Source organism: Dyadobacter ginsengisoli DSM 21015 (assembly GCF_059568735.1).
Map to the genome: position 1 here is coordinate 465,315 of NZ_JCANTY010000004.1, position 26,659 is coordinate 491,973.

Genomic DNA, 26,659 nt, shown 5'->3' on the forward strand with positions numbered 1-26,659 from the left:
AAGGTATTCAGCGCACCTGGCGCCGCATATTATCGAGCATGACGGCCGTAGCGATTCCTACGTTCAGAGATTCGGCTTCGCCAAATCTGGGGATCATAACCTTATCCGTAACAAAAGCAGCTACGACATCACTGATCCCGTTCGACTCATTTCCCATCAGGATTATACCGCCTTCAGCGGGAAATCCAAAATCGTACAATGACTGGCCTCCCAGAAAAGCGCCGATCACGCTGTGGGCACCGCCCTGCACTTTTTCAAAATACTCGGGCAATGCCGTGTAGAAAAGTCTGACCCGGGTAAATGACCCTTTACTCGCAGCAATCACTTTGGGGTTATAAACGTCGGTCGTGTCACGGGAGCAGACAATTTTATTAATGCCATACCAATCGGCTATCCGGATGATAGTACCCAGGTTTCCCGGGTCCCGCACATCATCGAGCATAATCACATATTCCGACGCCTGGGGAGACAAAAACTCATTCTCCTTCGTTTTAGCCACAGCCAGACACGAATCATTCGTCTGGAACGAACCCAGCCCTTCAAGTTCCTGGATTGTCGCAGTTTCAACGGCCACGTTATGCCGGGTTAAAATACTTGAGTATTTTTGCTGAAATTCCTGTGTTACCAGTACAAACTCGATATTAAAATCCGAATCCAGCAATTCAAGCACACTTTTGCCTCCTTCTACAATAAATGACTGGTGAAGCTGCCGGTACTTCTTGATTTTAAGCGAGTTGATATACTTGATGCGATTTTTTGACAACATTGAATATTAATTGTAAGACTATATTCGGCTGGTTTATCCTCCTCGTCCTGACGGGACTGTTTTCCTGCGCCCCCAAACCTACGTCGAAAGGCTATTTCCTTGGTAACTCTTCCATCAAAGGCAACAAAGTCATCAGCGACTCCGAGCTCGACGCGTTGATCCCGCAAAAACCCAACCGTCGCATGCTGGGATTTCCCATCTTCCCTTACGTGGGCCTTTACCGGTTTGGCGAGTTGTTTTACAACCGGGAGGAAAAACAACGCAAGGTGATCGAGGTGACACAAAATTACCAGAAAGAATCCCAGGAACACGCAAATTCACCGCGAAAGCTCGAAAAGATCCAGCGACGCTATGCCAAAAAGCTTGAAAAGGCACAGGCCAGGGCTCAGCAGGGGAACTTTTGGATGCGTGTGCTCGGCGAAGCCCCGGTTTACTACATCCGGTCGGAGGTAGTCCAGAATGCTGAAAAAATGGAGAAGTACCTCTACAATAACGGCTTTTTCAATGCTAAGGTAACATTCAAACCTGACACCATTTTCAGGCGTATCCGGGTCAACTACATCGTAACCGAAAACCGGCCCACGATGATCAGGAACCTAAATTACCAGATTGGAAACCAGCTGGCAGACAGCCTGATCAAGGGTGATGCGAAGAATGCGGCCCTCCTTCCCCGCAAACGGTACGATGGAGATGCATTTGAAGAAGAGCGGATCCGGATCGAAACACTGCTGCGAAATGAGGGCTACATGGGTTTTTCCAGGCAGAATGTTTCCTATCTCGTGAACGACACGATCTCAAACCCTTCCACCGACAGCCTTTTCAAATCTGTTGACGTACAGGTGCGCGTGGATATGCCCACGCAGGGAAACAAGCCTCTTCGATATTTCATTAATTCGGTCAATTTTGAAGTGTTGCCACCGTTGGGGACTCCGGACTCGCTATTCAGAAAAGACACCAGCGTTTTTGCCGGGATCAGGTATGTTTTTGCAGACAAAAAGTTCTCCCGAAAAATCCTTGACAGTAAAATGCAAGTGCGTCCGGGCGCTTATTATAGCCAGAAAAAAGAGCGTGATACCCAGCAGCAACTTTCGCTTACCGATCAGTTCCGGTTTGTGAATTATAACTACACACTGGATTCCACAGGAAAAGGAATTAACAGCTATTTCAAAGTAATCCCGATGGAGAAGTATCAGATCTCGACGGATGTGGGCCTCAATGTAATCCAGCTTCAGGGAACACCAGGACCGTTTGCGAACCTATCCTACAAAATCCGCAACGTTTTCAACGGACTGGAAAATTTCGAAGCGAATATCAGAGGCGGTATCGAGTTGGTACCCGGATTTGTCGGCGATCAGCGGGTTTATCGCAGTGAAGAAATCGGCATCAATACATCCCTTATTTTTCCACGTTTGCTCACCCCCCAGAACCTGTTCAAAAGACAGACAGCGAATTATAATCCGAGGACACAACTAAGTTTAGGATACAACTACGTGAACCGACCGGAATATACCCGTACCAACTTGAAAGTGAATACCACCTATTCGTGGCAGCCGACTCCAACCACGTTGTTCAACGTATCGCTGGTCGATCTCAATATCCTGAATACGACGTACATACGCCCCGATTTCGACTCACTGCTTATTGCATTGCGCGACCAGCAAGGAAATAACCTGATCAACAGTTTTAATAAATCTTTTGTATCGGACATCAATGTGAATTTTGTGTATAATACCAATTCGCTGATTGGCCCTCAAAAGAATGCACGCTACTTCCGGATTGTTCTGGAATCGGGAGGGACTACCCTGAATATCCTTCCCAAACAGGAAGAGCTGATCAAGAATATAGTAGGCGATGACGGTCTTCAGTTTTACAAATACCTGCGCCTGAATGTTGATTACCGGCGGTACTGGCCAATGGGCCGAAAATCTGCATTCGTAGCCCGCGTCAATTCAGGAGCGATCTATAGTTATGGAGATAGTAAGGTACCTCCGTATGAAAAATATTTCTTTGCGGGCGGCTCCAACAGTTTAAGGGCCTGGCTCCCCCGGCGACTTGGTCCCGGCTCGTCTCCGCCTAAGTTGCTGTCCAATAAGTTCTCTTTCGAATCGCCAGGTGAATTTTTGCTGGAAGGTAACCTGGAATGGCGAGGGTATCTGACTAAATTCTTCGGGGATATCAACTACGCACTATTCCTTGATGTAGGTAATGTCTGGAACCTGAACAGTACTGCTACCGATCAGCAGAAGTTCAAGGCTGACAAATTCCTTCGCGAAATGGCCGTTGGGACCGGATTCGGGATCAGATACGATCTTTCATTCTTCATTCTCCGGTTTGATTTTGGCATCAAAGTGTATGATCCGGCATTACAAAGGTTTGTTCTGGATGAATTGCAGTTCAAGAAGCTTTTCAACCGGACACAATCCAACTTTCTGAATATCAACCTCGGTGTCGGATACCCTTTCTGATGGTTGGCGGGGGCCCGGGGGTATATGACAGTTTGTCAGTTTTTGTCTCTTTTTTCCTATATTTGCAATCCTTCGGTATGATCCGGCCTGTACCGACGCGCCCGGGTTACCGCAGTAATTGTTTAAGCGTTTAAGATTTCCTTTTCATGGAGCACCGTATTGCAGATACATTAAAAATTTTGACAGAGGCGGACAAGGAAGCTTGTGAAACTGTACGCATTTCGGAAAACGAACCGCTTTCAGGAAAAAAAAGGTTGTTTATCGAAAGTTATGGTTGCCAGATGAACTTCTCTGACAGCGAGATCGTGGCATCTGTGATGCGCGAAGCTGGTTACGCTACTACTTCGGACGTCAACAATGCCGATCTGATATTCCTTAATACATGTGCGATCCGAGACAATGCGGAGCAAAAGGTAAGAAACCGGTTAAAGCACCTGAACTTCATTAAGACGAAGAAACCGGGTACATTGATCGGTATTCTGGGCTGCATGGCCGAACGCCTCAAAGCGCAGCTTCTGGACGAAGAAAAAATGGTGGACATCGTAACCGGGCCCGACGCATACCGCGACCTTCCGAGACTGGTCGAAGAAGCTGAAACCGGTCAGAAAGGCGTTAATGTGTTCCTGTCACGCGAAGAAACCTATGCCGATATTTCCCCGATCCGGCTGAATTCCAACGGCGTCACCGCGCTCGTATCCATTATGCGGGGATGCGACAACATGTGCAGTTTCTGTGTTGTGCCCTTCACGCGCGGCCGCGAGCGCAGCCGCGATCCCCATTCTATTATCCGGGAAGCCGAACAACTTTTCAGAGATGGATACCGGGAAGTAACCCTGCTCGGCCAGAACGTCGATAGTTACAAATGGCAACCCGTTTCCGGTGGCGATACCAAGGACCGTTCAGAAGAATCTGTCAATTTTGCGCATCTGCTGGAACTGGTTGCGCAGATAAGTCCGGAATTGAGAGTCCGGTTCAGCACATCCCATCCCAAAGATATTACAGACCAGGTGTTATATACTATAAAAAAGTACGACAACATCTGTAAGTACATCCATTTACCGGCACAAAGCGGCAATACCCGTGTGCTGGAAATCATGAACCGTACCTACACCCGGGAATGGTATATGGAGAGGATCGACAGCATCCGCCGAATTTTGGGGGATGAATGCGGCATTTCCCATGATATGATCGCCGGGTTCTGCTCAGAAACAGAAGAAGAACACCAGGATTCCCTTTCTCTGCTCAAATATGCCAATTTTGACTTCGGTTATATGTTTGCCTATTCGGAGCGGCCTGGGACACTTGCTGCCAAGAAATTTAAAGATGATATTCCCGAGGATGTCAAACAAAGACGGCTTGCGGAGATCATCGAAGTTCAGCAAGGCCTTTCACTCGCACGTAACCAACGCATGTTAGGGACGGTGCAGCGGGTATTGATCGAAGGAACTTCCAAACGCTCCGAGGACGATTTCACCGGCAGATGTGACCAGAATAAAAGGGTCGTTTTTCCCCGCGGCGATTTCAAAATAGGAGAATATGTAGATGTGCTGATTACCGATTGCTCCGCCGCCACGTTGAAAGGGAAAGCAGTAAGCGAAGTCGTGGTGCGGTAATGCAACCCATTTCGCACCGGCACACACCAACCTGTTAATTTACAAAAGCTGACAGCCAGCAGCTGATAGCCAATCGTTATTTGAATGAATTCATCGGAAATACAAGCCATAAAAAACCGCTTCGGCATCATAGGCACCTCATCCGGCCTGAATCACGCCATTAATGTGGCCATACAGGTAGCGGCGACCGATCTGACGGTCTTGATCACCGGTGAAAGCGGTAGTGGAAAAGAATCCTTCTCAAAAATCATACATAGCATCAGTTCGCGGAAGCATGGCCCATTCATCGCCATCAACTGTGGTGCGATACCGGAAGGGACTATTGATTCTGAATTGTTTGGGCATGAAAAAGGCGCCTTTACCGGTGCACTGGATGCACGCAAAGGCTATTTTGAAACTACGAACAGCGGAACGATCTTTCTGGATGAAGTGGGTGAAATGCCTTTGGGGACGCAGGCAAGGTTGCTGCGCGTACTCGAAAACGGAGAATATATCCGCGTGGGCTCGTCCAAAGTGTTAAAGACAAACGTACGGGTCGTAGCTGCCACCAATGTCAATTTACTCGACGCCGTTAACAACGGAAAGTTCCGGGAAGACCTTTACTATCGCTTGAACACGGTGCCTATTTATGTTCCGCCTCTCCGTGACCGTGGAGAGGATATTCTGCTGCTTTTCAGGAAATTCACCAATGATTTTTCCGAACGTTACCGTACCAAACCGGTCAGGCTCGATAGCGAAGCGCGGGATTTGCTTTTGGAATACTCTTTCCCCGGCAATATCCGTCAACTGAAAAACATCGCGGAGCAAATTACTATTCTGGAAACCGATAAGGAACTCCCGATTAGTATCGATACGCTCAATCATTACTTGAACCCCGTGCAGCCAACGAGCCGGAAAGCGCTGGTCCCCTTACGTTCGGGCGGCGACGACTCCACTTCCTTTTCTGAACGGGAGCTGCTCTATAAGGTGTTGTTCGATATGCGCCGGGATATGACCGAACTGAAAAAACTCGTCAGAAATGTCCTGGAAAACGAGAAATATGGTGGCGACATTCTGAAAGACCACCAGGAGCTGTTCAGTTCCTTGAATAATACAGAGGCAGTCATTACCACCCCGACGATCGAACCCGCACGGCTCCTCAGCCCGCCACCGTCCAGAACGGTAGACCTCGACCGCTACTCCGACGAACGTGATGAGATTGAGGATGTTACACACGTTACTGCCGAAGAAGAGTCGCTTTCCCTGGAAGATAAAGAGAAAGAGATGATCATCAAGGCATTGCGCAAAAACAACAATAAACGAAAATATGCAGCCAATGCATTGGGCATATCGGAGCGCACGTTATACAGGAAGATCAAACAATACGACATTGAAGAATAGCAATAAGGCAGCCGGTAGCCGTAGCCTGGCACGCAGGATGAACCCGAAGACATGGATCGTAGTGTTGCTGATCCTGCAATGCCCTTTTTTTATGTCCGGTTGCGGCGTGTATTCATTTACAGGTACCAACTTGTCACCCGATATCAAAACATTCACCATTCTGAACTTCACGATGGGAACCGCCGGAGGGCCCAGTGACCTACCCCAGCGGTTTACAGAAGATTTGAAAGAATATTTCCAGCGAAATACCAGCCTGGTAAGCCAGACAGGAGGTGGCGACCTGCTGTTGGAGGGCTCCATCACCGGCTATGACGTAGTACCGGCCGCCCCCACTGCAAATGACCAGGCGGGCCTCAACAGGCTTAATGTAACGATACAGGTACGCTACACCAATGCGAAGGACGAGACCAAAAACTTTGATCAGTCATTCACGTACTATGCAGACTTCCCTCAGGATCAAACGCTTAACCAAAACGAAGCGAGATTACTCCCTACGATCAGGGAAAACCTCGTGCAGCAGGTTTTTAATAAATCCGCTGCCGACTGGTAGGAACTATCTGCCTTTATCTTTACATTCAATATCCTGATTTTTTATTAACACCCGGAATATGCCGATCATCGATAAGGAACAATTTGATCAGCTGGTTAAGGACCCCAGTCTAATCACTGCCGACGTCATCCCCAACCTGGAAGCGACGATCAAGGCATTTCCTTACTGCCAGATCCCCTATTCGATACTGGCCAAAGCATCCAGCATCGCAGGCAGTGAAAAGCTGGATGAAACTCGCCCGCGTGCCGCCGCCTACGCGTTAAGCCGCGTGGCATTGCAACAACTTGTAGAAAGTGATAACGAGCGCTACGACGCCACCGTGGATGTTGACGAGATCCTGGAACCACAGGTATCGCCCGAGCCTCAGAACGGTGAAGATCTGCTGATCAACACCGTCGAACTGCAGACTGCCGCTCAATTGCAAAGGACCGAAGAACAGCGCCGACAGCAGCAGATCATTGAAGGGTTTATGAAAAAAAATCCGCGCATTGCTCGTCAGGACAACAACCTGGAACCCATCAGCGTCGATCTAAGCGGCAGGCTCGGAGGCTCCGGTGAGGGCGGAATTGAAACTGAAGCATTCGCGAATATCCTGATCCGGCAAGGTAAAATAGAGAAAGCAATCGACGTCTATCAAAAATTGATTTTGAAAAAACCGGAAAAAAGAAATTACTTTGCGAAAAAATTAAGTGAACTGTATAACAGGGCTTAACTATTCACACATTCCCGCTTCATGGCGGATTAATTCACTCATTCTATCATCATTATCCTTTAAGACATGTATTTGGGTTTGATTATTCTGGTTGCGATTGTTGCAGTATTGTTGATTCTGGTCGTTTTGGTCCAAAACTCAAAAGGAGGAGGGCTTTCAAGCGAATTTAGCGGGGCAGGAACCACCCAGATGTTTGGCGTTAAGAAAACTACCGACCTGCTCGAGCAGATCACTTGGGGATTAGCAAGTGGCATTATCCTGATTTCCCTTGCCTCTTATATTATGGTGGGCGGAAGCAACACCGGAGCCGGTATCAATAGCGTGAATGTGGAGAGAGCTCAGAATGCAGTAGTCCCTGGTGGTAAAATTGCTCCTGCACCAGCGCAGCAGGAAGGAGCAGCGCCCGCTGGCACTACAACGACCCCTGCTGCAACTCCGGCCGACACGGCAAAGAAATAATCTGGCATTATTTGCCTGTAAAAAATCCCACGGAATTCCGCGGGATTTTTTATGTCTTTACTACATACTAAGCCACATTAATCTCCCGCAGCACCAGCCTTTCCGCAACGGGCAAAAGCGCCTCATGCAACGGGTACTCATATTTCGATTCCACAACATAAGTGGCCGGATTCGGAAGCGCCCGGTTTCTTCTCGTAAGATCTACCTTAATCCCGGAGATCGTATTCCCGATGCCAATCCGGACTGTTTCCACAAAACGCGTTTTGAGATAGCGCTCCTTCAACTCGTTATACAATGCCAGCTGGTATTCAAAAATACTAACCATTGGTTGGAAAGTATGCATAAACAAAAGATATCCCTCCTGAAGGTGTAGCGGGACTATGCCTACCGGTGAAATTCTGACATTCCCTTCGACCTCCGAAAACCGCTCGGTCCCCTCTTCGATCGATTTTGAAAACCGCGGTATTGCAAAATCGAGAATGTAGTTAAGGTCGGACATGAAAGAATCATCTTCCTGAATTTCCTCGTAACGGAGTTCCCATGTCCTGACATCTATACCTGTCAGGTTTTTCGGCAAACCGGTCCGAATCCTGCTTTTCGTGGATTGAATGCTGACACATGCATCAAAATGCAGCTTCAGCTCTGGCAAATAGGGATGAAGACGGTTGCTTGTAAACTCGTTTTGTACATGCTGAAAATAAGCCATCAGCACATATTTTTTGTATTCAAAATCAAAAATTCCTTCCGTAAGCCAATTTTTACCGAGCTCTGACATAGGGTTTTCAATTTGGTGCCGATAAAATTTAACAAATTCTGTTACTGAAAACAAGATTTCAGTATTCCCTGACACGCAAATGACATTATAGTCATATAACGACACGTTTGAATACAAATTTGTCACACTTGCCGGAAAAAATGTCAGAGCGGAAACGCTGGCACAGATTGTGCTAACGGGATGTCAGTCTAATCATTACTGACAATCAAAAATAAACGTTTAATATTTATGTCAACTTTAGCAGAAATACAAGTGAATGTACAACCGCTAGCTGACCGTGTTCTAATCGAACCAGCCCCAGCCGAAGAAAAAACAGCATTTGGTATCATCATCCCTGATACTGCAAAGGAAAAGCCTCAACGCGGAACTGTACTTGCTGTCGGTCCCGGTAAAAAAGACGAGCCGCTTACAGTAAAAGTTGGAGATACCGTATTGTACGGTAAGTATTCAGGCACTGAATTGGCATATGAAGGAAAAGACGTCCTGATTATGCGCGAGTCGGATATCTACGCCGTTATCGGTTAATAGTCCGATCATCAAATTCATAGTTTCTCTTAAAGTTTCTTCAAATTATTAATTGTTATGTCTAAGAAAATATTTTTTGACACAGAAGCACGCGACAAGATCAAGAAAGGCGTGGACACATTGGCTGACGCCGTTAAAGTTACATTGGGACCTCGCGGTCGTAATGTTGTAATCGACAAGAAATTCGGTTCTCCAAGCATCACAAAAGATGGTGTTACTGTTGCCAAAGAAATTGACCTGAAAGATCCTATCGAAAACATGGGAGCTCAGCTGGTGAAAGAAGTAGCATCTAAAACGGCTGATTCAGCGGGTGATGGTACTACTACTGCTACTGTTCTTGCACAGGCGATCTACTCGATCGGTGTGAAAAACGTAGCTGCCGGTGCTAATCCGATGGATTTGAAACGCGGTATCGACAAAGCGGTTTCAATCATCGTAAAAGATCTGGAAAAGCAGAAAAAAAATATCTCTACTTCCAAAGAGATCGCTCAGGTTGCCACTATTTCTGCAAACCATGACGAAGAGATCGGTAACATGATCGCTGAGGCAATGGAGAAAGTAGGTAAAGAAGGTGTTATCACTGTGGAAGAAGCTCGTGGTACCGAAACAGAAGTTAAAACTGTGGAAGGTATGCAGTTCGACCGTGGTTACCTGTCTCCATACTTCGTAACCAACACGGAGAAAATGGAAGCTGAACTGGAACGTCCGTTCATCCTGATCTCTGAGAAGAAAGTTTCTTCTATGAAAGAACTTCTTCCTGTGTTGGAAGCAGTAGCTCAAACCGGTCGTCCTTTGTTGATCCTTGCAGAAGATGTTGACGGAGAAGCATTGGCTACTTTGGTAGTAAACAAAATCCGTGGCGCTTTGAAAGTAGCTGCTGTTAAAGCTCCTGGTTTCGGTGACCGTCGCAAAGCAATGCTGGAAGATATCGCTATCATCACTGGCGGTACTGTTATCAGCGAAGAGCGTGGCTTCAAACTGGAAAATGCTACTTTGGAATACCTTGGTACTTGCGAAAAAGCGATTATCGACAAAGACAATACCACTTTGGTTAACGGAGCCGGAAATTCAGAAGATATCCAGGGCCGTGTTAACCAGATCAAAGCGCAGATCGAAAATACTACATCTGACTACGATCGCGAAAAACTTCAGGAGCGTCTGGCTAAATTGTCAGGTGGTGTAGCTATCCTTTACATCGGAGCTGCAACTGAGGTTGAAATGAAAGAGAAAAAAGACCGCGTTGACGATGCATTGCACGCAACACGTGCTGCCGTTGAAGAAGGAATCGTTGCTGGTGGTGGTGTAGCTTACATCCGTGCTACTGCTGCACTGGAAGGCGTTGAAGGTTCTAACGAAGACGAAAAAACCGGTATCAACATCATCCGTGTTGCTTTGGAAGCTCCTTTGAGAACCATCGTTTCTAACTCAGGTCAGGAACCATCTGTGGTTGTTCAGAAAGTGAAAGAAGGAACCGGCGCTTACGGATACAACGCGAAGGACAATGTTTACACAGACCTTTTGGAGGCTGGTATCATCGATCCTAAGAAAGTATCCCGTCTTGCTTTGGAAAACGCAGCATCTATCGCTGGTCTGTTGCTTACAACAGAGTGCGTGATCGCTGACGAACCGGAAGAAGCTCCTGCTGCTGGTGGCCATGGCCACGGAGGCGGAATGGGCGGCATGATGTAATCAAGCCGTTTCTTCGGGAAATATAAAACCCGGCTGTCAGCAATGGCGGCCGGGTTTTTGATTGGCCACAGCGTGGCCACCTGCTTGTAGAATCGATAACATCACAATCTACTGCCGTCTCCGGAGGAGACTCCTAGCAGAGTCGGGGTTGGATCGACACAAAGCCACAAACAGGGTGCTCCTTGCGGAGCGACGCTAAACCGTAATGAAACATGATTTTATACGGAATGCTGCACCATTAATCCGTCCTGCATGACTAACCTCCGGTCGGCCATTTCAGCCAGCTCTTCGTTATGCGTCACAATAACGAAAGTCTGCCCCGTTTCATCCCGCAGTTTGAAAAACAGCTGATGCAGATCCAGTGCATTATGTGAATCAAGGTTCCCGCTGGGTTCATCGGCCAAAACGATAGCGGGACGGTTCAATAATGCGCGGGCCACGGCTACACGCTGCTGCTCGCCGCCGGAAAGCTGTGAGGGCAGATGGTCCATTCTGGCACCAAGCCCCAGCAGGTCCAGCAGTTCCTTGGCTCGTTTCTGAATATCGTTTTCGCTGACATTACCATTGATATAGCCCGGCATGCAGACGTTCTCCAATGCAGTAAACTCCGCCAGCAGGTTATGGAATTGAAAAATGAAGCCGATCTTCTCATTACGGAACCGGGCCAGCTCCTTGTCCTTCTGCGTGAAGACATTAATCCCTTCAATAAACACGCTGCCCTCCTCCGGTCGGTCAAGCGTTCCGAGTATATGGAGAAATGTACTTTTACCTGCTCCGGACGGCCCGACAATCGCAACTATCTCCCCTCTTTTTACTTGCAGATCAATGCCTTTCAAAACCTGTAAAGAACCGTAAGTCCGCCTGATCCCACTTGCCTGAAGTAGCTCCATAATGAAAAGATAATTGCGCCAAAAACACGCCCGTTTTGATTAATTCCTTAATTTGCCGTGAAAATACCAATTTACTTTTATACTCATGAATATTCACGAATATCAAGGCAAAAGCGTTCTTAAAAAATACGGTGTGCGTATTCAGGAAGGCCTCGTAGCCGACACTCCCGATAAGGCGGTGGAAGTTGCACGTGAGCTTAGCCAGCAGACAGGCACCAAATGGTATGTTGTAAAATCCCAGATTCACGCAGGTGGCCGTGGCAAAGGCCGTATCGTCGGCAGCGAGCAACGTGGTGTCGCATTGGCCAAGTCTGTTGAAGATGTAAGGACTATCTCGAATAACATATTGGGTAAAGTATTGGTAACGCATCAGACCGGCCCCGATGGAAAGCGGGTGAACAAAGTCCTGATCGCAGAAGACGTATACTATCCGGGGCCAAGCGAGCCCAAAGAATATTACTTGTCGATCCTTTTGGATCGTGCCAAAAACTGCAACGTGATCATGGCCAGCACCGAAGGCGGTATGGACATCGAAGAAGTGGCAGAACATACTCCTGAAAAAATCATGAAGGAATGGATCGATCCCAAAGTTGGATTGCAGCCATTCCAGGCACGTAAAGTGGCTTTTGCACTTGGTCTTGAAGGCGACGCCTTCAAGGAAATGGTGAAATTCATCACCGCACTTTACAAAGCTTACGTTGAAAGCGACTCATCGATGTTCGAAATCAACCCGGTTTTGAAAACATCTGACAATAAAATCCTTGCAGTAGATGCTAAAGTTGACCTGGACGACAATGCGTTGTACCGTCATCCTGAACTGGCTGAAATGCGTGATACCAACGAAGAGGATCCATTGGAAGTAGAAGCAGGCGCCAATAACCTGAACTACGTAAAACTGGATGGAAACGTAGGTTGTATGGTAAACGGAGCCGGACTTGCGATGGCAACGATGGACCTTATCAAGCTTTCAGGTGGTGAGCCTGCCAACTTCCTCGACGTAGGCGGTGGCGCGAACGCACGCACCGTAGAAGCTGGTTTCCGTATCATCCTCAAAGATCCAAACGTAAAAGCGATCCTGATCAACATCTTTGGTGGTATCGTTCGTTGCGACCGTGTTGCTGCCGGTGTGGTTGAAGCATACAAAGCCATCGGCGAAATCCCGGTGCCTATCATTGTTCGTCTGCAGGGAACGAATGCAGAAGAAGGTGCACGCATTATCAACGAATCCGGTCTGAAAGTTTCTTCTGCTATTGAATTCAAAGAGGCCGCTACAAAGGTTTCTGAGGTTCTGGCTGAGCTGGGCGTTTAAGTATAAAGCCTCAGGGCTGATATAGCATACCGTTATGTCACCCTGAGCGAAGTCGAAGGGCATGTGCGATGTCGCACATTTACCGTTCGACTCCGCTCAGGGTGACATTCGTTTTAAATACCCTATCAAACCATTACCGACACCTACTGTTCAATGGTGCCCACCTTTCTCTAGCCTAGTATCAAATACAACACCATCGTCGCCGCAAAACTCGCAACTCCCTGCAACCCGGTTAAAATGGTATGCGTGCGGTAGGTATCCTTCGCTGAAATGCCGGTAAACTGCGATACTACCCAGAACCAGGCGTCATTAGTATGCGAAACGATCATCGCGCCACTGCCGACAGCCATTACCACCAATGTGATTTGAACGGGCGTTACAAAACCGAGCGACGCCAGTAGCGGCGCCAGAATGCTCGTGGTGAGTACCATCGCCGATGTTGTGGATCCCTGGGCTGTCTTGAAAAAAATAGCAATGAAAAAGGCTATCACCAGCAGGTAACCTCCCGACATTTCATTATGCAGCAGCCATTCACTCACCATTTCTTTCAAAGACGTTTCTTTTAAAATAGCGCCAAAAGCACCTCCCGCACCAACCAGCACCAGCGTGGTACCGCAATGCTCGATACCGCTTTTAAAACAGGCCATCATGCGCTGCGGGGCATTTTCAGGAAAAAGGGAATAGCTGAAAAATATCGCCAGCAGAAACGATACCAGCGGGCTGCCGAGGAAACTGAGCCAACGCGTCAGTTCTTCCGGAAAATGTAGAATTTTGGCAAAAGAGGCCAGGGTAATGAGCAAAATAGGAAGCACAATCGGCGTGAATGCTTTCCAGGCTGGGGGTAACAGCTGCTCCTCTATCATCTTCGGCTCTTCAATTGCCGCATCCTCAATCAGTTTCACATTTCTAGCATATCTCCTTGCAAACCAGGTCGATAGAAAAAGACTGGGAATGGAAACTACCAAACCGATCAGGATTACCAGACCAATGGAATCGGGAATGCCAAGATTACCGGCGGCGGATAAGGGACCGGGCGTGGGCGGTACAAGTGTGTGCGTCGCGAACAACCCGCCCGATAATGACAATGCAATTGTTGCCAGTGGCTTTCCGGTTCTTTTGGCAACGATCTGATTGAGTTTATGTAAAATGATAAACCCCGAATCACAAAAGACTGGAATGCCGACGATGCCGCCAATGACCGACATCGCAAACGCAGGGCGCTTTTCGCCGAATAGCTTCAATATCACATCCGCCACTTTGATCGCAGCCCCCGATTTGTCCAGAATGGCGCCAATCACACAACCCAGGATCACCATCAGCCCGATTTTGGACATCAGTTCCCCAAAACCTTTGCCAATTGTTTCAGCCAGCTTATCGATCGGCAGGCCAGCGAAAACGCCGACACCGATTGCCGCCAGCAACAAACCTACCAGCGGATGCATTTTCAAAACTGTGGAACTGAGTACAATAAACGCGATGGCGGCTAGTACAATGACAAAGATCATGTGCTTTTCTATAAAAGTTTAAGCACAGCCTCATCACCCACTACAATATTAGCCGGACGCGGATGACTGGCATCGAAAACGGCCAGATCCTTTTGTTCCAGCACCTTGGCAGGTTCTTCATCAATATTCCCATTGCCGGTTGTTACGGCCTTCAGATCCAGTTTCAAATGCTTCGCCATGAATACATACATGGCTTTTCTTTTCGAAGGGCCGTAATCATGCTTCTCGTCTGCCAAATGCACTGCTTCCAGGTTTTCCTTTTTGCCATATAACCCGTAAATCTTTTGCATAAACGGATATTCTACTTCCGGCGTGTTTTTGGTCCAGTCGCCGCCGTCGGAAATCATGATCATCGGGCGCGGGGCAGTCAACGCTGCGATTTCCACATTGTTGGTCTGATAATCACCTTTTTTGTGGATAGGCAGGCCACTTTCGCAGACACATCCACCAAAAAAATACGCGGAGACCATCACTACCGGAACGGAAACCTTCACGCGATTATCCAGTGCGGCCAGCAGGAATGTCTGAGTGCCGCCGCCGGATTCACCGGTGCAAGCGATCCGCTCAGGATCCACTCCCGGGATTGAGAGTAAAAAATCCAACGAGCGAATGCTGTTAATCGTCTGCAATTTCAATGCTTTTGCCATTTTGTGCTCACATTGCTTCGAATCTCCCTGCCCCACCATGTCCCACACGAACACGATCGCGCCCATCCGTGCGAGCGTGGCGCAGCGTTTCTGCGTTTGCTCGCGGAAGCGCCCGTGCGGGTTCTCGCCGTGCCCGTGCGGAGCGAGAATGCCTGCGTAGGATTTCTGCTTTTTCAATGGCTTGTACAGATTACCCGTGACGTAAATTCCGGGCATACTTTCGAAAGCCACATTCTCGACCGAATAGCCATCCAGTTCACGCTTTGAGTGAATAATCGGTTTTGAAGCCGGCTTTTCAGGTAATGACTGCAAATTCATGCCGTCGCGGATCTGCTGGCGGATTTGCGCGGCGCGGGCCTCCCATTCCGCTTTGGAAGCAGGGAGGTGTTTTTCAAGGAAAGCCTTCCCTTGCTCTTCGGTAAAGTAAGCGCCCTGGCAGAGTTCGGCCTGCTGCGCGAAAGCTGTTGATGCGAGGCCCAGGATGCCGAAAAAGATGGTATATGCGATTTTCATGCGGAGATCGATTTGGTCACAAAAGCGTGGTTTGATGAAGGAATACTGTTGCCGGACAGTATTTCGGCTATTCCTCAATGCTTCTTAAACCTACCGGAATCGCTACACGGACGTATTCTTTCAAAATCACCGCTTCCAGTTTCTTCACGAGTCCCTTGTATTCACCATCAATCTGGAAATGAGCGGCCTTTTCCACGCATTCGATCTGCGCTTTTTCGACGGAGATCACTTTCATGATCTCGGGATTGAAATCGGTGCTGCCGGCGAGGATTTTGGCCGTTTCGATAAAATCCAGCTTTTTGGCTATGACTAGTTCGAAAAAGCCATCGCACATATCACCTATCGGATTGATACTCACCCCCGTGCCATATTTTTGCGCATTGGCGATGATGACGATCAGGGCTTCGGTTTCGAACACTTCATTCTCCGTCGTAATCTTCACGTCGAAGTTTTCATGCTCGCTGAGCGTCCGGAGCATCTCCCGCGCATAACCTAGTTTGCCGCGGGTATCGCTATCCTCGTAGTTTTTGACCAGCAATGCATTTAACCCAATATCAGCCAAATGCAGGCTGATCTCCCCATTGATCGACACAGCGTCGATCGCTGAAACTTCGCCTTCGAATGCCACTTCCAATGCCTGATCAATAGAGCCGGTCAACCCGAAATCTACCGAAAGGCCATTGGCAGATCCGGCAGGTATAATACACAAAATGGAGTCGGTACCGTGCAATGCCTGCGCTACCATCGAAATCGTCCCGTCCCCACCCGCTACCAGTACCCGCTCAGGCCTGATATTTTCAACCATTTCCTTGATCGTCTGCTGATCGTCGTCGCCGGTGGTGGAATAAATACGCAGGTCGCAACCGGCCGCTTCTGATTTTTCTATTACTCTTTCAAAAATGACATCTTTGTTCACGTCCCCGGAAATGGGATTTACTATCAGCAAAACTTTCGGTTGTGAAGACATATTCAATAAATTAGGGAAATGAAGTCGATGAGGTTAAAGATAGGTATGAAACGTTGTGACTTAAAATTATACCGGGGCTACGCCAACAAAAAGGAACTCGTTGTTTTTGGTCATGTTGTCAAAAAATATCCGTCGGGAGATCGCAAGTACACCCGCAGCGGTTTCCGCTACGCCCGGACGATCATTGAGCTATTCTCCATTAAAACCATTCCGTTTGTCACGGTAACGTTACACCTGGGCGAGGTAACGCATGAAACGAAAGCCGAAGCCGATGGCTATTTCAGGTTTCAGGTTCCATTTGCGCAGGATATCCCCAGCGGCTGGCATACCTATCGGGTGACAGTCGATGATGAGATGAACGGTAAAAAATACCATGCGGAAAGTACGGAGGAGTTCTTCTTACCCTATAAAAGCAGCTATGGACTGATTTCCGATATCGACGACACGTTCCTGATCTCGCACAGCCGCCGGTCGTTCCGGAAACTTTTTGTGCTGCTTTCCAGGAATGTGCAGGCGCGCAAGCCTTTCGATGATGTGGTAAAGCATTACCAGTTACTGTCGTTTGCAAGCCGCACACATCCGCATAAAGACAGCAACATATTTTTCTATGTATCGAGCAGCGAATGGAACCTCTACGACATGATCGTGCGGTTCGCCGAATTGAACGGCCTTCCCAAAGCCGTCCTGAAACTGAAAAAGATCAAGTCGGGTCTGGACGACTTTGTGATGACCGGTAGCGGATCACATGAGCACAAACTCCGCAAAATCCACAACATCATCCATTTTTATCCAGAACTGCAATTCATTCTCCTGGGCGACGATTCACAAAAAGACCCGATAATTTATGAAGAAATCTGCCGGACTTTCCCCGGCAACATCCGAGCTGTATACATACGCCAAACCCGCAAGCGCAGCAAGCCGCATACTACACTGCTAATCAAACAAATACAGGAAATGGGTATCGATACATGCTACTTCGCGCACAGCAACAAAGCCATCATCCATTCGCTGGATCATGGTATTGTATTCCAGGGTCCTTCCACGGCGGAAGTTCAGGACATTGCTTCCAAAGCTATTTCCTGACTTACTTTGTTCCCAGGGAGTAAATTATCCGCAGGCCGGTTTTAGCATATATAACCGCCGTTTTGTAAATTGATTCGACCCATTTGGAACACTGATGAAAAAAATCCTGATTGTTGAGGATGACCGAAGAATTGCCCAGAACATATTTCGCGGGCTGGCCGCCGAGAATTTTGAAGCCGAGATAGCCTACGACGGCATTACCGGCAAGCAAATGGCATTGGATAAGAAATTCGACCTGATATTACTGGATGTCAACCTTCCGGGCATGAAAGGCTACGATGTTTGCCAGCAGGTCAGAATCTATAAGCCTTCGCTGCCGATCATCATGCTGACTGCTTTCGGGGAAATAGAGGACAAAGTGGAGGGGCTTCACAGCGGCGCAGACGACTACATAGTCAAACCATTCGATTTCAGGGAATTGCTTGCCCGGATCCATGCCGCATTACGCGTTTCGGATCTGATCAACCCCGAGACATCCGACAAAATACTCCGCATCGCCGACCTTGAAATGAACCTCGGGACCAAGCAGGTCAAACGGGCCGGCAACGCGATCGATCTCACGGCGAAGGAGTTCGCTCTGCTGGAGTACTTCATGCTGCACCGCGGCCGGGTCGTCTCTAAAATGGACCTCGCCGAGCACGTATGGCACCTTAATTTCGACCCGGGGACCAATGTAGTTGAGGTATATATCAATTATTTACGAAAAAAAGTCGATCGCGACTTTTCTACCAAGCTGATCCACACCCGGCCGGGCATGGGATACATTATGAAAGAAGAATAACACTTTATGAAAATCAAAGATCGTATCGCCCTCCAATTCACGCTCCTTGTAGCGGCGGTACTGACCGTATTTTCTATCGCCATTTACAGTGTCTCCGAACATTACCGCCAGGAAGAGTTTTATGACCGGTTGAAAAGCCGGGCACGCACAACCTGTCGCTTGTTAGTCAAAGTGAAAGGGATCGACAAAGATCTGCTGAAAGCCATTGACCAAAACACTTTATCGGAAATGCTCGATGAAAAAGTGCTCATTTTCGATGCCAGCAACGAGCTGATCTATTCGAGTGTCGACGACAAGCTCCTCACCTATCACGCGTCCCTGCTCAACGAGGTACGCCAAAAAGGGTACATGGAATTCCATCAGCGGGAAAATGAGGTGATAGGACTGCTGTATCAGGAAGGTGACGACCCGCTGGTGGTACTGGCCTCAGCATACGACACATTCGGGCATAGCAAGTTGCAAAACCTGAAAAGTACCCTCGGCTGGGGCCTGCTGGCGGGAATCGCTCTTACCGTCGGTTTGGGTATATACTTTGCGGGTAATGCATTGAAGCCCATCAGCCGGATCAATGCGCAGGTTTCGCTTATTACCGCCCAAAACTTGTCGCAGCAGCTTGACGAAGGCAACCGGAAAGACGAGATCGCGCAACTGGCCATCAACTTTAATACCGTATTATACCGTCTCAACAAAGCTTTTGAACAACAAAAGAGTTTTGTCTCCCACGCGTCGCACGAGCTCCGAACGCCGTTAGCCGCATTGAAATCGGAAATTCAGCTCGGGCAGCGCTTCAACAAAGACAACCCCGAGATCGAAGAGGTTTTTGCCAACCTCTTTTCGGACACCGAGCGACTGATCAGCATTACCAACAACCTGCTTTTTTTGGCGCGCTCCTACGAAAACATCGGCAGCATGAAAATGGCACCGGTGCATATCGAGGACCTCGCATTTCTGGCCAAGGAAGAACTGCTCTCCTCGCATCCGGATTACACGGTAGCGATCGACTACGAGACGATCCCCGAGAACGAAAATGAAACCGTGATCCAGGGAAATGAAGAGCTTTTGAAAAGAGTGTTTTCCAATCTGCTGGACAATGCCTGCAAATACTCTTCCGACCGAAGTGCCCAGATACTTATTTCGTCAGATGAAAAGTCCTGCGTGGTGAAAGTACGTGACCGCGGGATCGGGATCAGCGAGGAAGATCTTCCGCACATTTTCAATCCATTTTTCAGATCCTCCAATGCGACCGAACTGCCCGGGTTCGGCATTGGCCTTTCTATTTGTCAGCGGATCATCGAACTGCATCACGGGACTATCTCGGTAACCAGTAAAATCGGTCAGGGAAGCGAGTTTCAGGTGCATTTAACCCACGTTTAAGCTCTGCCGGGACATTCTAATTTTTTTCTAAGGCTATTTTAAGCCTGGTGTAATACCGGTGTCGGAATATCGCATCATTCTAACACGGAAATTATGCGAATATACCTCACCGGGCTTTTCATTTGTCTCACAGCAGCCGCACACGCACAGGACACGCTCCGGCTATCGATCCGGCAGGCCGATAGCCTGTTTCTACAAAACAACCTTGAGATTCTGGCTGAAAAATACCAGATCGACATTGCCAAATCCATCGAGGTCCAGGACAAGCTATGGAACAACCCGACTTTTGGCGTCGAGATCAGCGCTTACAACCCCTCGCGCGGTGCACTGGATGTTGGGAAAAATGGCCAGAAGGCATTCACCATCCAGCAACTTATTACCCGTGCCGGTAAACGGAACAAGCAGGTGGCATTGGACGTGGAATCGACACGCAAGACAGAGTTCCAGTTCTATAACCTGATCCGTACCCTGAAATTCGAGCTGCGCCAGATCTTCTTCGAATCTTACTACCTGGAACAAACCATCGCATTGTACGACAATCAGATTGGGACGCTCACCACGACTGTTACCGCGTTTGACAAAGAATACAACCGCAAGAACATATCACTGAAAGAAGTAGTCCGCCTGAAAGCACTCCTCTTCGAACTCACCAACGAACGGGCTAACATTCTCTTCGAATTGCAGGAAAACCAGCGCGACCTGCGCACCCTGCTCAACACGGAACGTCCTGTGAAGTCGGTCGTCAACAGTTCGGACATCCGGCGTTATCAGCTCAATCGTTACGATGTTACCGCATTGAAAGAAAAGGCTTTACAAAGCCGCGCCGATCTGAAAGTGGCACAATCGGAAACTAAACAGGCAGAACTTAACTACAGGCTGCAAAAAGCACTCGCTGTGCCGGACATTCAGGTCGGGGCGGTATACGACCAGGCGAGCAATTATGTGAGCAATTATTTTGGCGTGAATGCTTCCATAGCGTTACCCTTCTTCAACAGGAACCAGGGCAATATCCGGGCGGCGAAAAGCGGCATCAGCTACTATAAAACAGCTGAAAACGCGAAGCAAAACATGGTAACCAATGAAGTGGACGCGGCCGTCCAAAAAGTAGGCATTGCCGACAAGGCTTTCCAGAGTGTAGAAAGCCAGTTTACCGACCAATTCCAGCTCCTGAGCAACGGCATTTACGACAATTTCCAGAAACGGAACATCTCCCTTCTCGAATTCATCGATTTCATTGAAACCTACAATGAAAGTATCAAGGAGTATAACCGCCTGCAGGCCGACCGGATCAAAGTATATGAAGAGCTGAATTACGTCGTCGGCGAAGAGCTTTTCAATTAACCCACCCAAACTGAACACAACTTATCACGGCATTGCCATTAAATAGTTTCCAATGAAAAATTCACTGTATGTTGTCATGCTGGCCACCCTCGGAATGTGGCTGACATCCTGCAATAAAAAGAAAGAAGATTCCGAGGAGTCGAAGGCATTCATGCTCTCTGACACCATGATGAGCCGTATTAAACTCGATACCGTCAGAACCGAACCGGTTCGCAATGAGCTCACGCTGGTCGGGAAAGTAGTGCCGGACGAAAACCAGGTTATCAAGGTGTACCCGCTTGTGGGAGGAAACGTGGAGGAGGTGGATGTAGAGCTGGGCGATAATGTACGCAAAGGACAAAAGCTGGCTACAATCCGTTCGGGTGAGGTGGCCGACTTCGAACGCCAGATGATCCAGGCCCAATCGGATCTTTTGATCGCGCAAAAAAACCTGTCGTCCACTGAAGATCTTTTCGAAAGTAAGCTGGTTCCTGAACGGGATGTCATCTCAGCCCGTCAGATTGTGGATAAGGCACAGGCCGAGCTGAACCGCGTCAAGGAAGTATTCTCCATTTATGGCTTGGGTAAATCCACCAACTACACCGTCAAGTCGCCGATCAACGGCTTTATCATCGACAAGAATGTAAACCGGGGCATGCAGCTGCGCTCCGATAATTCCGAGAGTCTTTTCACAGTAGGACAGATCGCCGACGTATGGGTCATGGCAAATGTCAACGAGAGCGACATTCCTCGCGTAAAGTTCGGTATGCCCGCGGAAGTACGCACGATCAGCTTTTCTGATGAAGTGTTCAAAGGCAAAGTCGATAAAATCTACAATGTCCTCGACCCTGATACCAAAGCAATGAAGATACGCATTCAGTTGCAGAATGTCGGTTTCAAACTCAAACCCGAAATGCATGCGACGGTAACGCTCCATTTTGAAGAAGGCATGCAGATGCAGGCAATCCCTTCACAGGCCATTATTTTCGACCGAAGCAAAAACTGGGTAATGGTATACCACAGCCGTTCCAAAATTGAAACCCGCCCCGTGGAAGTATACCGCTCACTCGCCGACCGCACCTACATCAAAGGCGGCCTGAAACCCGGCGAAGCCATCATTTCGAAGAACCAGCTACTGGTGTACGATGCGCTTAATGACTAATTGTGAATGAGTCAATGAGTGAATATTTCGCCCATTCACCCAATTGAACATTCACCCATTCACTAATTCACTCATTATTTCGATGAACAAATTCATCCGGGGGATCGTCGGGTTTTCTTTGAAAAACCGGTTCTTCATATTCTTTATGACAGGCCTGCTGATTATCTCAGGGATTGTCAGTTACCAAAACACTCCGCTGGAAGCATTTCCGGACGTGACCAATACGCAGATCATCATCGTCACGCAGTGGAACGGCCGGAGCGCGGAGGAAATCGAGCGGTTTGTTACAGTACCGATCGAGGTGGCCATGAACTCCGTGCAGCAAAAAACCAACGTGCGCAGTACTACGATGTTCGGGCTCAGCATTGTCAAAATTATTTTTGATGATGGGGTTGAAGATTTCTTTGCCCGGCAGCAGGTCAATAACCAGCTGCGCACCGTTTCGCTGCCCGACGGGGTCGAACCGGATGTGCAACCGCCATATGGTCCTACCGGTGAAATTTTCCGCTTCACCCTTCAAAGCAAGGACCGCGACAGCCGCGAATTGCTCACTTTGCACAAATGGATCATTGACAGACAGCTTCGCAGCGTACCCGGCGTAGCCGACGTAGTCGCATTCGGTGGCCGCGACAAGATCTACGAGGTTCAGGTGAACCCCACCAAACTGGTAAAGTACAACATTACCCCACTGGAAGTGTACCAGGCTGTTACCAAGAGTAACATCAACGTCGGCGGCGATGTGATCGAGAAAAATGGGCAAGCCTATGTGGTCCGTGGGATCGGTCTGCTGAATTCAATTCCCGACATTCAGAATATCATTGTTGAATATGTCAAAGACAACCCCGTGCTTGTGAAAGACGTTGCTGATGTGCGGGAGTCGGATATGCCGCGCGTGGGTCAGGTCGGGTTGGATGGTAATGACGATGTCGTCGAAGGGATCGTCGTACAACGAAAAGGGGAAAACCCGAGCGAAGTACTGGCCCGCGTCAAGGACAAGATCGAAGAGCTGAACACAAAAATCCTCCCGCCGGATGTCAAGATGGTCACATTCTATGACCGTGACAATCTCATCGATTTCTGCGCGCATACGGTGAAACACAACCTTATCGAAGGGATTGTGCTGGTGACTGTGATCGTGTTCATTTTCATGGCCGACTGGCGCACGACTGTGATCGTTTCGATCATCATCCCGCTCGCATTGCTCTTCGCATTCATGTGCCTGCGGCTGAAAGGCATGTCGGCCAACCTGCTATCCATGGGCGCCATCGACTTCGGGATTATTATCGACGGCGCGGTGGTGATGGTGGAAGGAATATTCGTGGCGCTGGACCACCTTTCCCATAGAAATGGAATGGAGCGTTTCAACAAGCTCTCCAAGCTGGGACTGATCAAGCGCACCGGCGGTGAACTCGGCAAGGCGATATTCTTCTCCAAACTCATTATCATCACCGCATTGATCCCCATTTTCAGTTTTCAGAAAGTGGAAGGAAAAATGTTTACGCCGCTCGCCTACACACTCGGTTTTGCATTGCTGGGTGCATTGCTTTACACGCTGACGCTGGTACCGGTTCTCTGCTCTATTTTGTTGAAGAAGAATGTGCGTGAAAAAAGTAATCCTATTGTCCGGTTCTTCGACAATGCGGTGACCAGGGGCTTCGAATGGTGTTATGCACACAAAAAGCTGAGCGTCGTTTTTGCAACCGCATTCCTCGGCCTCAGTCTCTTTTCTGCTAAATTCCTGGGAACCGAGTTCCTGCCTACTCTCAATGAAGGTGCATTGTGGGTGGAAGCCAAAATGCCAATGAGCAGCTCGCTGGCTGAAACCGTCAAGATGGTAACCGTCCTCCGGGCGAAACTGAATGAATTCCCGGAGGTAAACGGCGTTCTGTCGCAAACCGGCCGTTCCAACGATGGTACCGATCCATCGGGCTTTTACTACGTCCAGATGCAGGTTAACCTCAAACCGAAAGATGAATGGAAACGGAAAATCAGCCAGGATGATCTGATCGAGGAGATGGACACAAAGTTAAAACAGTTTCAGGGCATCAATTATAACTATTCGCAGCCTATCATCGACAATGTAGCCGAAGCAGTGGCCGGGATGAATGCCAGCAACGCCGTCAAGATCTATGGCGATGACCTGGAAACATTGAACAACAAAGCCAATCAGGTGCTCGAAGCCATCAAGGATGTACCTGGGATCAAGGATGTGGGTATACTGAGAAACATAGGCCAACCGGAGGTGAGTGTGATCCTGCACGACCATAAAATGGCACAATATGGTGTTAGCATCGCCGATGCACAGGCAGTGATCGAAATGGCGATCGGTGGTAAAACGGCCTCGATCCTGTACGAAGGCGAGCGCAAGTTCGACATCCGCCTGCGGTACGAGGAACAGTACCGCCGCACGGTGGACGACATCCAGCAACTGATGGTCCCTACCCTGACAGGCGGCAAGATCCCCCTGAAGGAGATCTCGACGATCCGCACTGTCACCGGTCCTGCATTTGTATACCGTGATAATAACAAACGTTTCATCGGCGTAAAATTCTCGGTCCGTGAACGGGATCTGGGAAGTACCATCGCGGAAGCGCAATCGAAGGTAAAACCATTGCTTTCCTCATTGCCCAAAGGATATTCGGTAAACTGGTCGGGTGAGTTTGAGAACCAGGTGCGTGCTACCGCCCGCCTGGGCCAGGTGGTTCCGATCAGCCTGATCGGTATCTTCATTCTCCTGTTCATTATGTTCAGCAATGCGAAAGATGCCGGCCTGGTCCTCATCAATGTGCCGTTTGCGCTTATTGGAGGAATCCTCGCGCTGCACGTGACGCACATGAACTTCGGGATTTCAGCGGGGGTCGGTTTTATCGCACTCTTCGGGTTATGTGTGCAGAATGGGGTGATTTTGATCTCGGTATTCAACAAAAACCTGGCTGCGCGAATGTCGCTCGACGAGGCGATCCGGGAAGGCGTCAAATCGCGTATTCGCCCGGTTATTATGACTGCATTGATGGCCGCTATCGGTTTGCTGCCGGCCGCAGTTTCCACCGGTATCGGTTCAGAAACCCAGAAACCACTCGCAATCGTGGTCATTGGCGGGCTCATCACGGCCACGGTCCTAACGCTGCTGATCTTCCCGATCATCTATGGTTTCTTTAACCGGAAAATCAAAACATCGAAATACGCCTAGAAGAAGTAATTCAATATAAAGGCCATCTGCGAAACCGGATGGCCTTTATATTTTTCCCGCATTGTGGCCAAGCGGAGAAAAATCGTAGCCGATATGGAAAACGTAGCGCAGCGATATGCCAAAGCTCCAGCCCGATCCGTCACCCGTGATCCTGGCCCGCTCCGTTTCGACACCATTGATCTTGTAAATCAGGTCGGTAGAAATGGAATTGCCTAAGCCCCATTGCTTTCTGGCAAAAAGCGACATATCAATGGACTTGGCGACTTTGATCACATATTCCGCAGAGGCTTCCATCAAACCCGTGACAGAAGAAGCAATACGGGTGTCACTGGACATGAACAAGGTATCTACGCCCTGCCTCCGACCTTTTTCCCTGTACCCGGAAAACTCCATGTATTCCTTTTCTTTACCTGAATTGGGGATCAGCCCCGTACCAGCGCTGATCCAGAATGCGGATTTGCGAACATAATTTTTGCCGAAAAGCAAGCGCATTTTACCCCGCACAATCAGACTGTTCTTGTCATTTTCCATCTGGTAGCTCAGCGGATTGTCACCATAAATCATCAGGACATTGTGAATAGCGGAACGGTCGTATGCTGCCTCCACAACCCATTGTTCCCTGAATACCCATCCCGCCGAGACGCCCCATGCCGACACTGCCGGCGACTGTGTACCGATCAGTCCGTCAAAATCATTGTTGATGGTGTTTTTATCTGTCCTGACAAACCCGTTTACGCCCATATACCAGCGGTCCCGGATGCGAACATCTCCGAATTTTTTCAGAAGTGATTCGGTATTGTATGGTTTTTCTCCGATTGGCCGCTTGTAGACTTTTCGAAAATAGTCGGAATCATCCTGCGCCCTGACCTGGAAGAATACAACTGCGAACAGAACTGTAAAGATAGGTTTCATAAACTGCGCCGGTTTTTTCTCTCTTTACGCGACTGCGTATACAACCGTTGCATGAAAATAGCCCTGATACAG

22 protein-coding genes are annotated in these 26,659 nt (G+C 48.6%); 15 read left to right on the top strand and 7 right to left on the bottom strand.

Annotated elements, in window-relative coordinates; genetic code table 11:
• Positions 1-7: 7 nt before the first annotated feature.
• The gene (locus BP71_RS17030; RefSeq protein ID WP_496381288.1) at positions 8-766 is read right to left on the bottom strand and encodes a TrmH family RNA methyltransferase; all 759 of its coding nucleotides are present in this window, start codon (positions 764-766) and stop codon (positions 8-10) included.
• On the opposite strand from BP71_RS17030, the gene tamL reads away from it, so the two are divergent.
• The 6 genes from tamL to secG all read left to right on the top strand — a co-directional run bounded on the left by tamL (position 766) and on the right by secG (position 7,945).
• Positions 766-3,231 carry a translocation and assembly module lipoprotein TamL gene (tamL, locus tag BP71_RS17035; RefSeq protein WP_496381290.1) on the top strand — a complete coding sequence of 822 codons (2,466 nt, stop codon included), beginning with the start codon at positions 766-768 and terminating at the stop codon, positions 3,229-3,231. The two genes, BP71_RS17030 and tamL, sit on opposite strands and share 1 nt — an antisense overlap.
• 146 nt (positions 3,232-3,377) lie before the next feature.
• Positions 3,378-4,844: a tRNA (N6-isopentenyl adenosine(37)-C2)-methylthiotransferase MiaB gene (gene miaB, locus BP71_RS17040; protein WP_496381292.1), complete on the top strand. Its 1,467-nt coding sequence runs from the start codon at positions 3,378-3,380 to the stop codon at positions 4,842-4,844.
• Between the two features lie 84 nt (positions 4,845-4,928).
• Positions 4,929-6,224 carry a sigma-54 interaction domain-containing protein gene (locus BP71_RS17045; RefSeq protein WP_496381294.1) on the top strand — a complete coding sequence of 432 codons (1,296 nt, stop codon included), beginning with the start codon at positions 4,929-4,931 and terminating at the stop codon, positions 6,222-6,224.
• Complete coding sequence (locus tag BP71_RS17050; RefSeq protein WP_496381296.1) at positions 6,214-6,774, top strand: LptE family protein; 561 nt, start codon at positions 6,214-6,216, stop codon at positions 6,772-6,774. The genes BP71_RS17045 and BP71_RS17050 overlap by 11 nt, the downstream gene beginning before the upstream one ends.
• Positions 6,775-6,832: 58 nt before the next feature.
• Positions 6,833-7,486, top strand: a complete 654-nt coding sequence (locus BP71_RS17055; RefSeq protein ID WP_496381298.1) for a DUF8458 domain-containing protein — start codon at positions 6,833-6,835, stop codon at positions 7,484-7,486.
• A 66-nt stretch (positions 7,487-7,552) separates the two neighbouring features.
• Positions 7,553-7,945: a preprotein translocase subunit SecG gene (secG, locus tag BP71_RS17060; RefSeq protein ID WP_496381300.1), complete on the top strand. Its 393-nt coding sequence runs from the start codon at positions 7,553-7,555 to the stop codon at positions 7,943-7,945.
• Between the two features lie 67 nt (positions 7,946-8,012).
• Here secG and BP71_RS17065 read toward each other — a convergent pair whose 3' ends face one another.
• Entirely contained in the window at positions 8,013-8,720 is a 708-nt protein-coding gene (locus BP71_RS17065) for a hypothetical protein (RefSeq protein WP_496381302.1), read from the bottom strand.
• A 228-nt stretch (positions 8,721-8,948) separates the two neighbouring features.
• Between BP71_RS17065 and BP71_RS17070 the strand changes: the two genes are divergently transcribed.
• Together BP71_RS17070 and groL are read left to right on the top strand one after the other, a co-directional pair.
• A complete protein-coding gene (locus BP71_RS17070) occupies positions 8,949-9,245 on the top strand; it encodes a co-chaperone GroES (protein ID WP_234666823.1) in 297 nt (98 codons plus the stop codon).
• Between the two features lie 57 nt (positions 9,246-9,302).
• On the top strand, positions 9,303-10,934 hold the full coding sequence (gene groL, locus BP71_RS17075; protein WP_496381304.1) for a chaperonin GroEL: 1,632 nt from the start codon (positions 9,303-9,305) through the stop codon (positions 10,932-10,934).
• A 218-nt stretch (positions 10,935-11,152) separates the two neighbouring features.
• Here groL and BP71_RS17080 read toward each other — a convergent pair whose 3' ends face one another.
• Positions 11,153-11,824 (bottom strand): ABC transporter ATP-binding protein, encoded by a 672-nt coding sequence (locus BP71_RS17080; RefSeq protein ID WP_496381306.1) that lies wholly within the window; start codon positions 11,822-11,824, stop codon positions 11,153-11,155.
• Positions 11,825-11,909: 85 nt separating this feature from the next.
• On the opposite strand from BP71_RS17080, the gene sucC reads away from it, so the two are divergent.
• Positions 11,910-13,133 (top strand): ADP-forming succinate--CoA ligase subunit beta, encoded by a 1,224-nt coding sequence (gene sucC, locus BP71_RS17085; RefSeq protein ID WP_496381308.1) that lies wholly within the window; start codon positions 11,910-11,912, stop codon positions 13,131-13,133.
• Positions 13,134-13,303: 170 nt separating this feature from the next.
• Here the strand turns inward: sucC and BP71_RS17090 are convergent, their stop codons facing one another.
• From BP71_RS17090 to BP71_RS17100, 3 genes are all read right to left on the bottom strand, one after another.
• A complete protein-coding gene (locus tag BP71_RS17090) occupies positions 13,304-14,638 on the bottom strand; it encodes a GntP family permease (protein WP_496381310.1) in 1,335 nt (444 codons plus the stop codon).
• Between the two features lie 8 nt (positions 14,639-14,646).
• Positions 14,647-15,798 carry an alpha/beta hydrolase family protein gene (locus BP71_RS17095; RefSeq protein ID WP_496381312.1) on the bottom strand — a complete coding sequence of 384 codons (1,152 nt, stop codon included), beginning with the start codon at positions 15,796-15,798 and terminating at the stop codon, positions 14,647-14,649.
• Positions 15,799-15,865: 67 nt separating this feature from the next.
• Positions 15,866-16,765 (bottom strand): diacylglycerol/lipid kinase family protein, encoded by a 900-nt coding sequence (locus tag BP71_RS17100; protein ID WP_496381314.1) that lies wholly within the window; start codon positions 16,763-16,765, stop codon positions 15,866-15,868.
• A 45-nt stretch (positions 16,766-16,810) separates the two neighbouring features.
• Between BP71_RS17100 and BP71_RS17105 the strand changes: the two genes are divergently transcribed.
• The 6 genes from BP71_RS17105 (at position 16,811) to BP71_RS17130 (ending at position 25,675) form a co-directional block, all read left to right on the top strand.
• Entirely contained in the window at positions 16,811-17,848 is a 1,038-nt protein-coding gene (locus BP71_RS17105) for an App1 family protein phosphatidate phosphatase (RefSeq protein WP_496381316.1), read from the top strand.
• Between the two features lie 94 nt (positions 17,849-17,942).
• The gene (locus tag BP71_RS17110; protein ID WP_496381318.1) at positions 17,943-18,629 is read left to right on the top strand and encodes a response regulator transcription factor; all 687 of its coding nucleotides are present in this window, start codon (positions 17,943-17,945) and stop codon (positions 18,627-18,629) included.
• Between the two features lie 6 nt (positions 18,630-18,635).
• Positions 18,636-20,003, top strand: coding sequence for a sensor histidine kinase (locus BP71_RS17115; RefSeq protein WP_496381320.1), 1,368 nt, complete (start codon positions 18,636-18,638; stop codon positions 20,001-20,003).
• 93 nt (positions 20,004-20,096) lie between these two features.
• The gene (locus tag BP71_RS17120) at positions 20,097-21,344 is read left to right on the top strand and encodes a TolC family protein (RefSeq protein WP_496381322.1); all 1,248 of its coding nucleotides are present in this window, start codon (positions 20,097-20,099) and stop codon (positions 21,342-21,344) included.
• 52 nt (positions 21,345-21,396) lie between these two features.
• On the top strand, positions 21,397-22,485 hold the full coding sequence (locus tag BP71_RS17125; RefSeq protein ID WP_496381324.1) for an efflux RND transporter periplasmic adaptor subunit: 1,089 nt from the start codon (positions 21,397-21,399) through the stop codon (positions 22,483-22,485).
• A gap of 82 nt (positions 22,486-22,567) precedes the next feature.
• Complete coding sequence (locus tag BP71_RS17130) at positions 22,568-25,675, top strand: efflux RND transporter permease subunit (RefSeq protein WP_496381326.1); 3,108 nt, start codon at positions 22,568-22,570, stop codon at positions 25,673-25,675.
• 45 nt (positions 25,676-25,720) lie between these two features.
• Here the strand turns inward: BP71_RS17130 and BP71_RS17135 are convergent, their stop codons facing one another.
• Positions 25,721-26,587 carry a hypothetical protein gene (locus tag BP71_RS17135; protein WP_496381328.1) on the bottom strand — a complete coding sequence of 289 codons (867 nt, stop codon included), beginning with the start codon at positions 26,585-26,587 and terminating at the stop codon, positions 25,721-25,723.
• Positions 26,588-26,659: the final 72 nt, after the last annotated feature.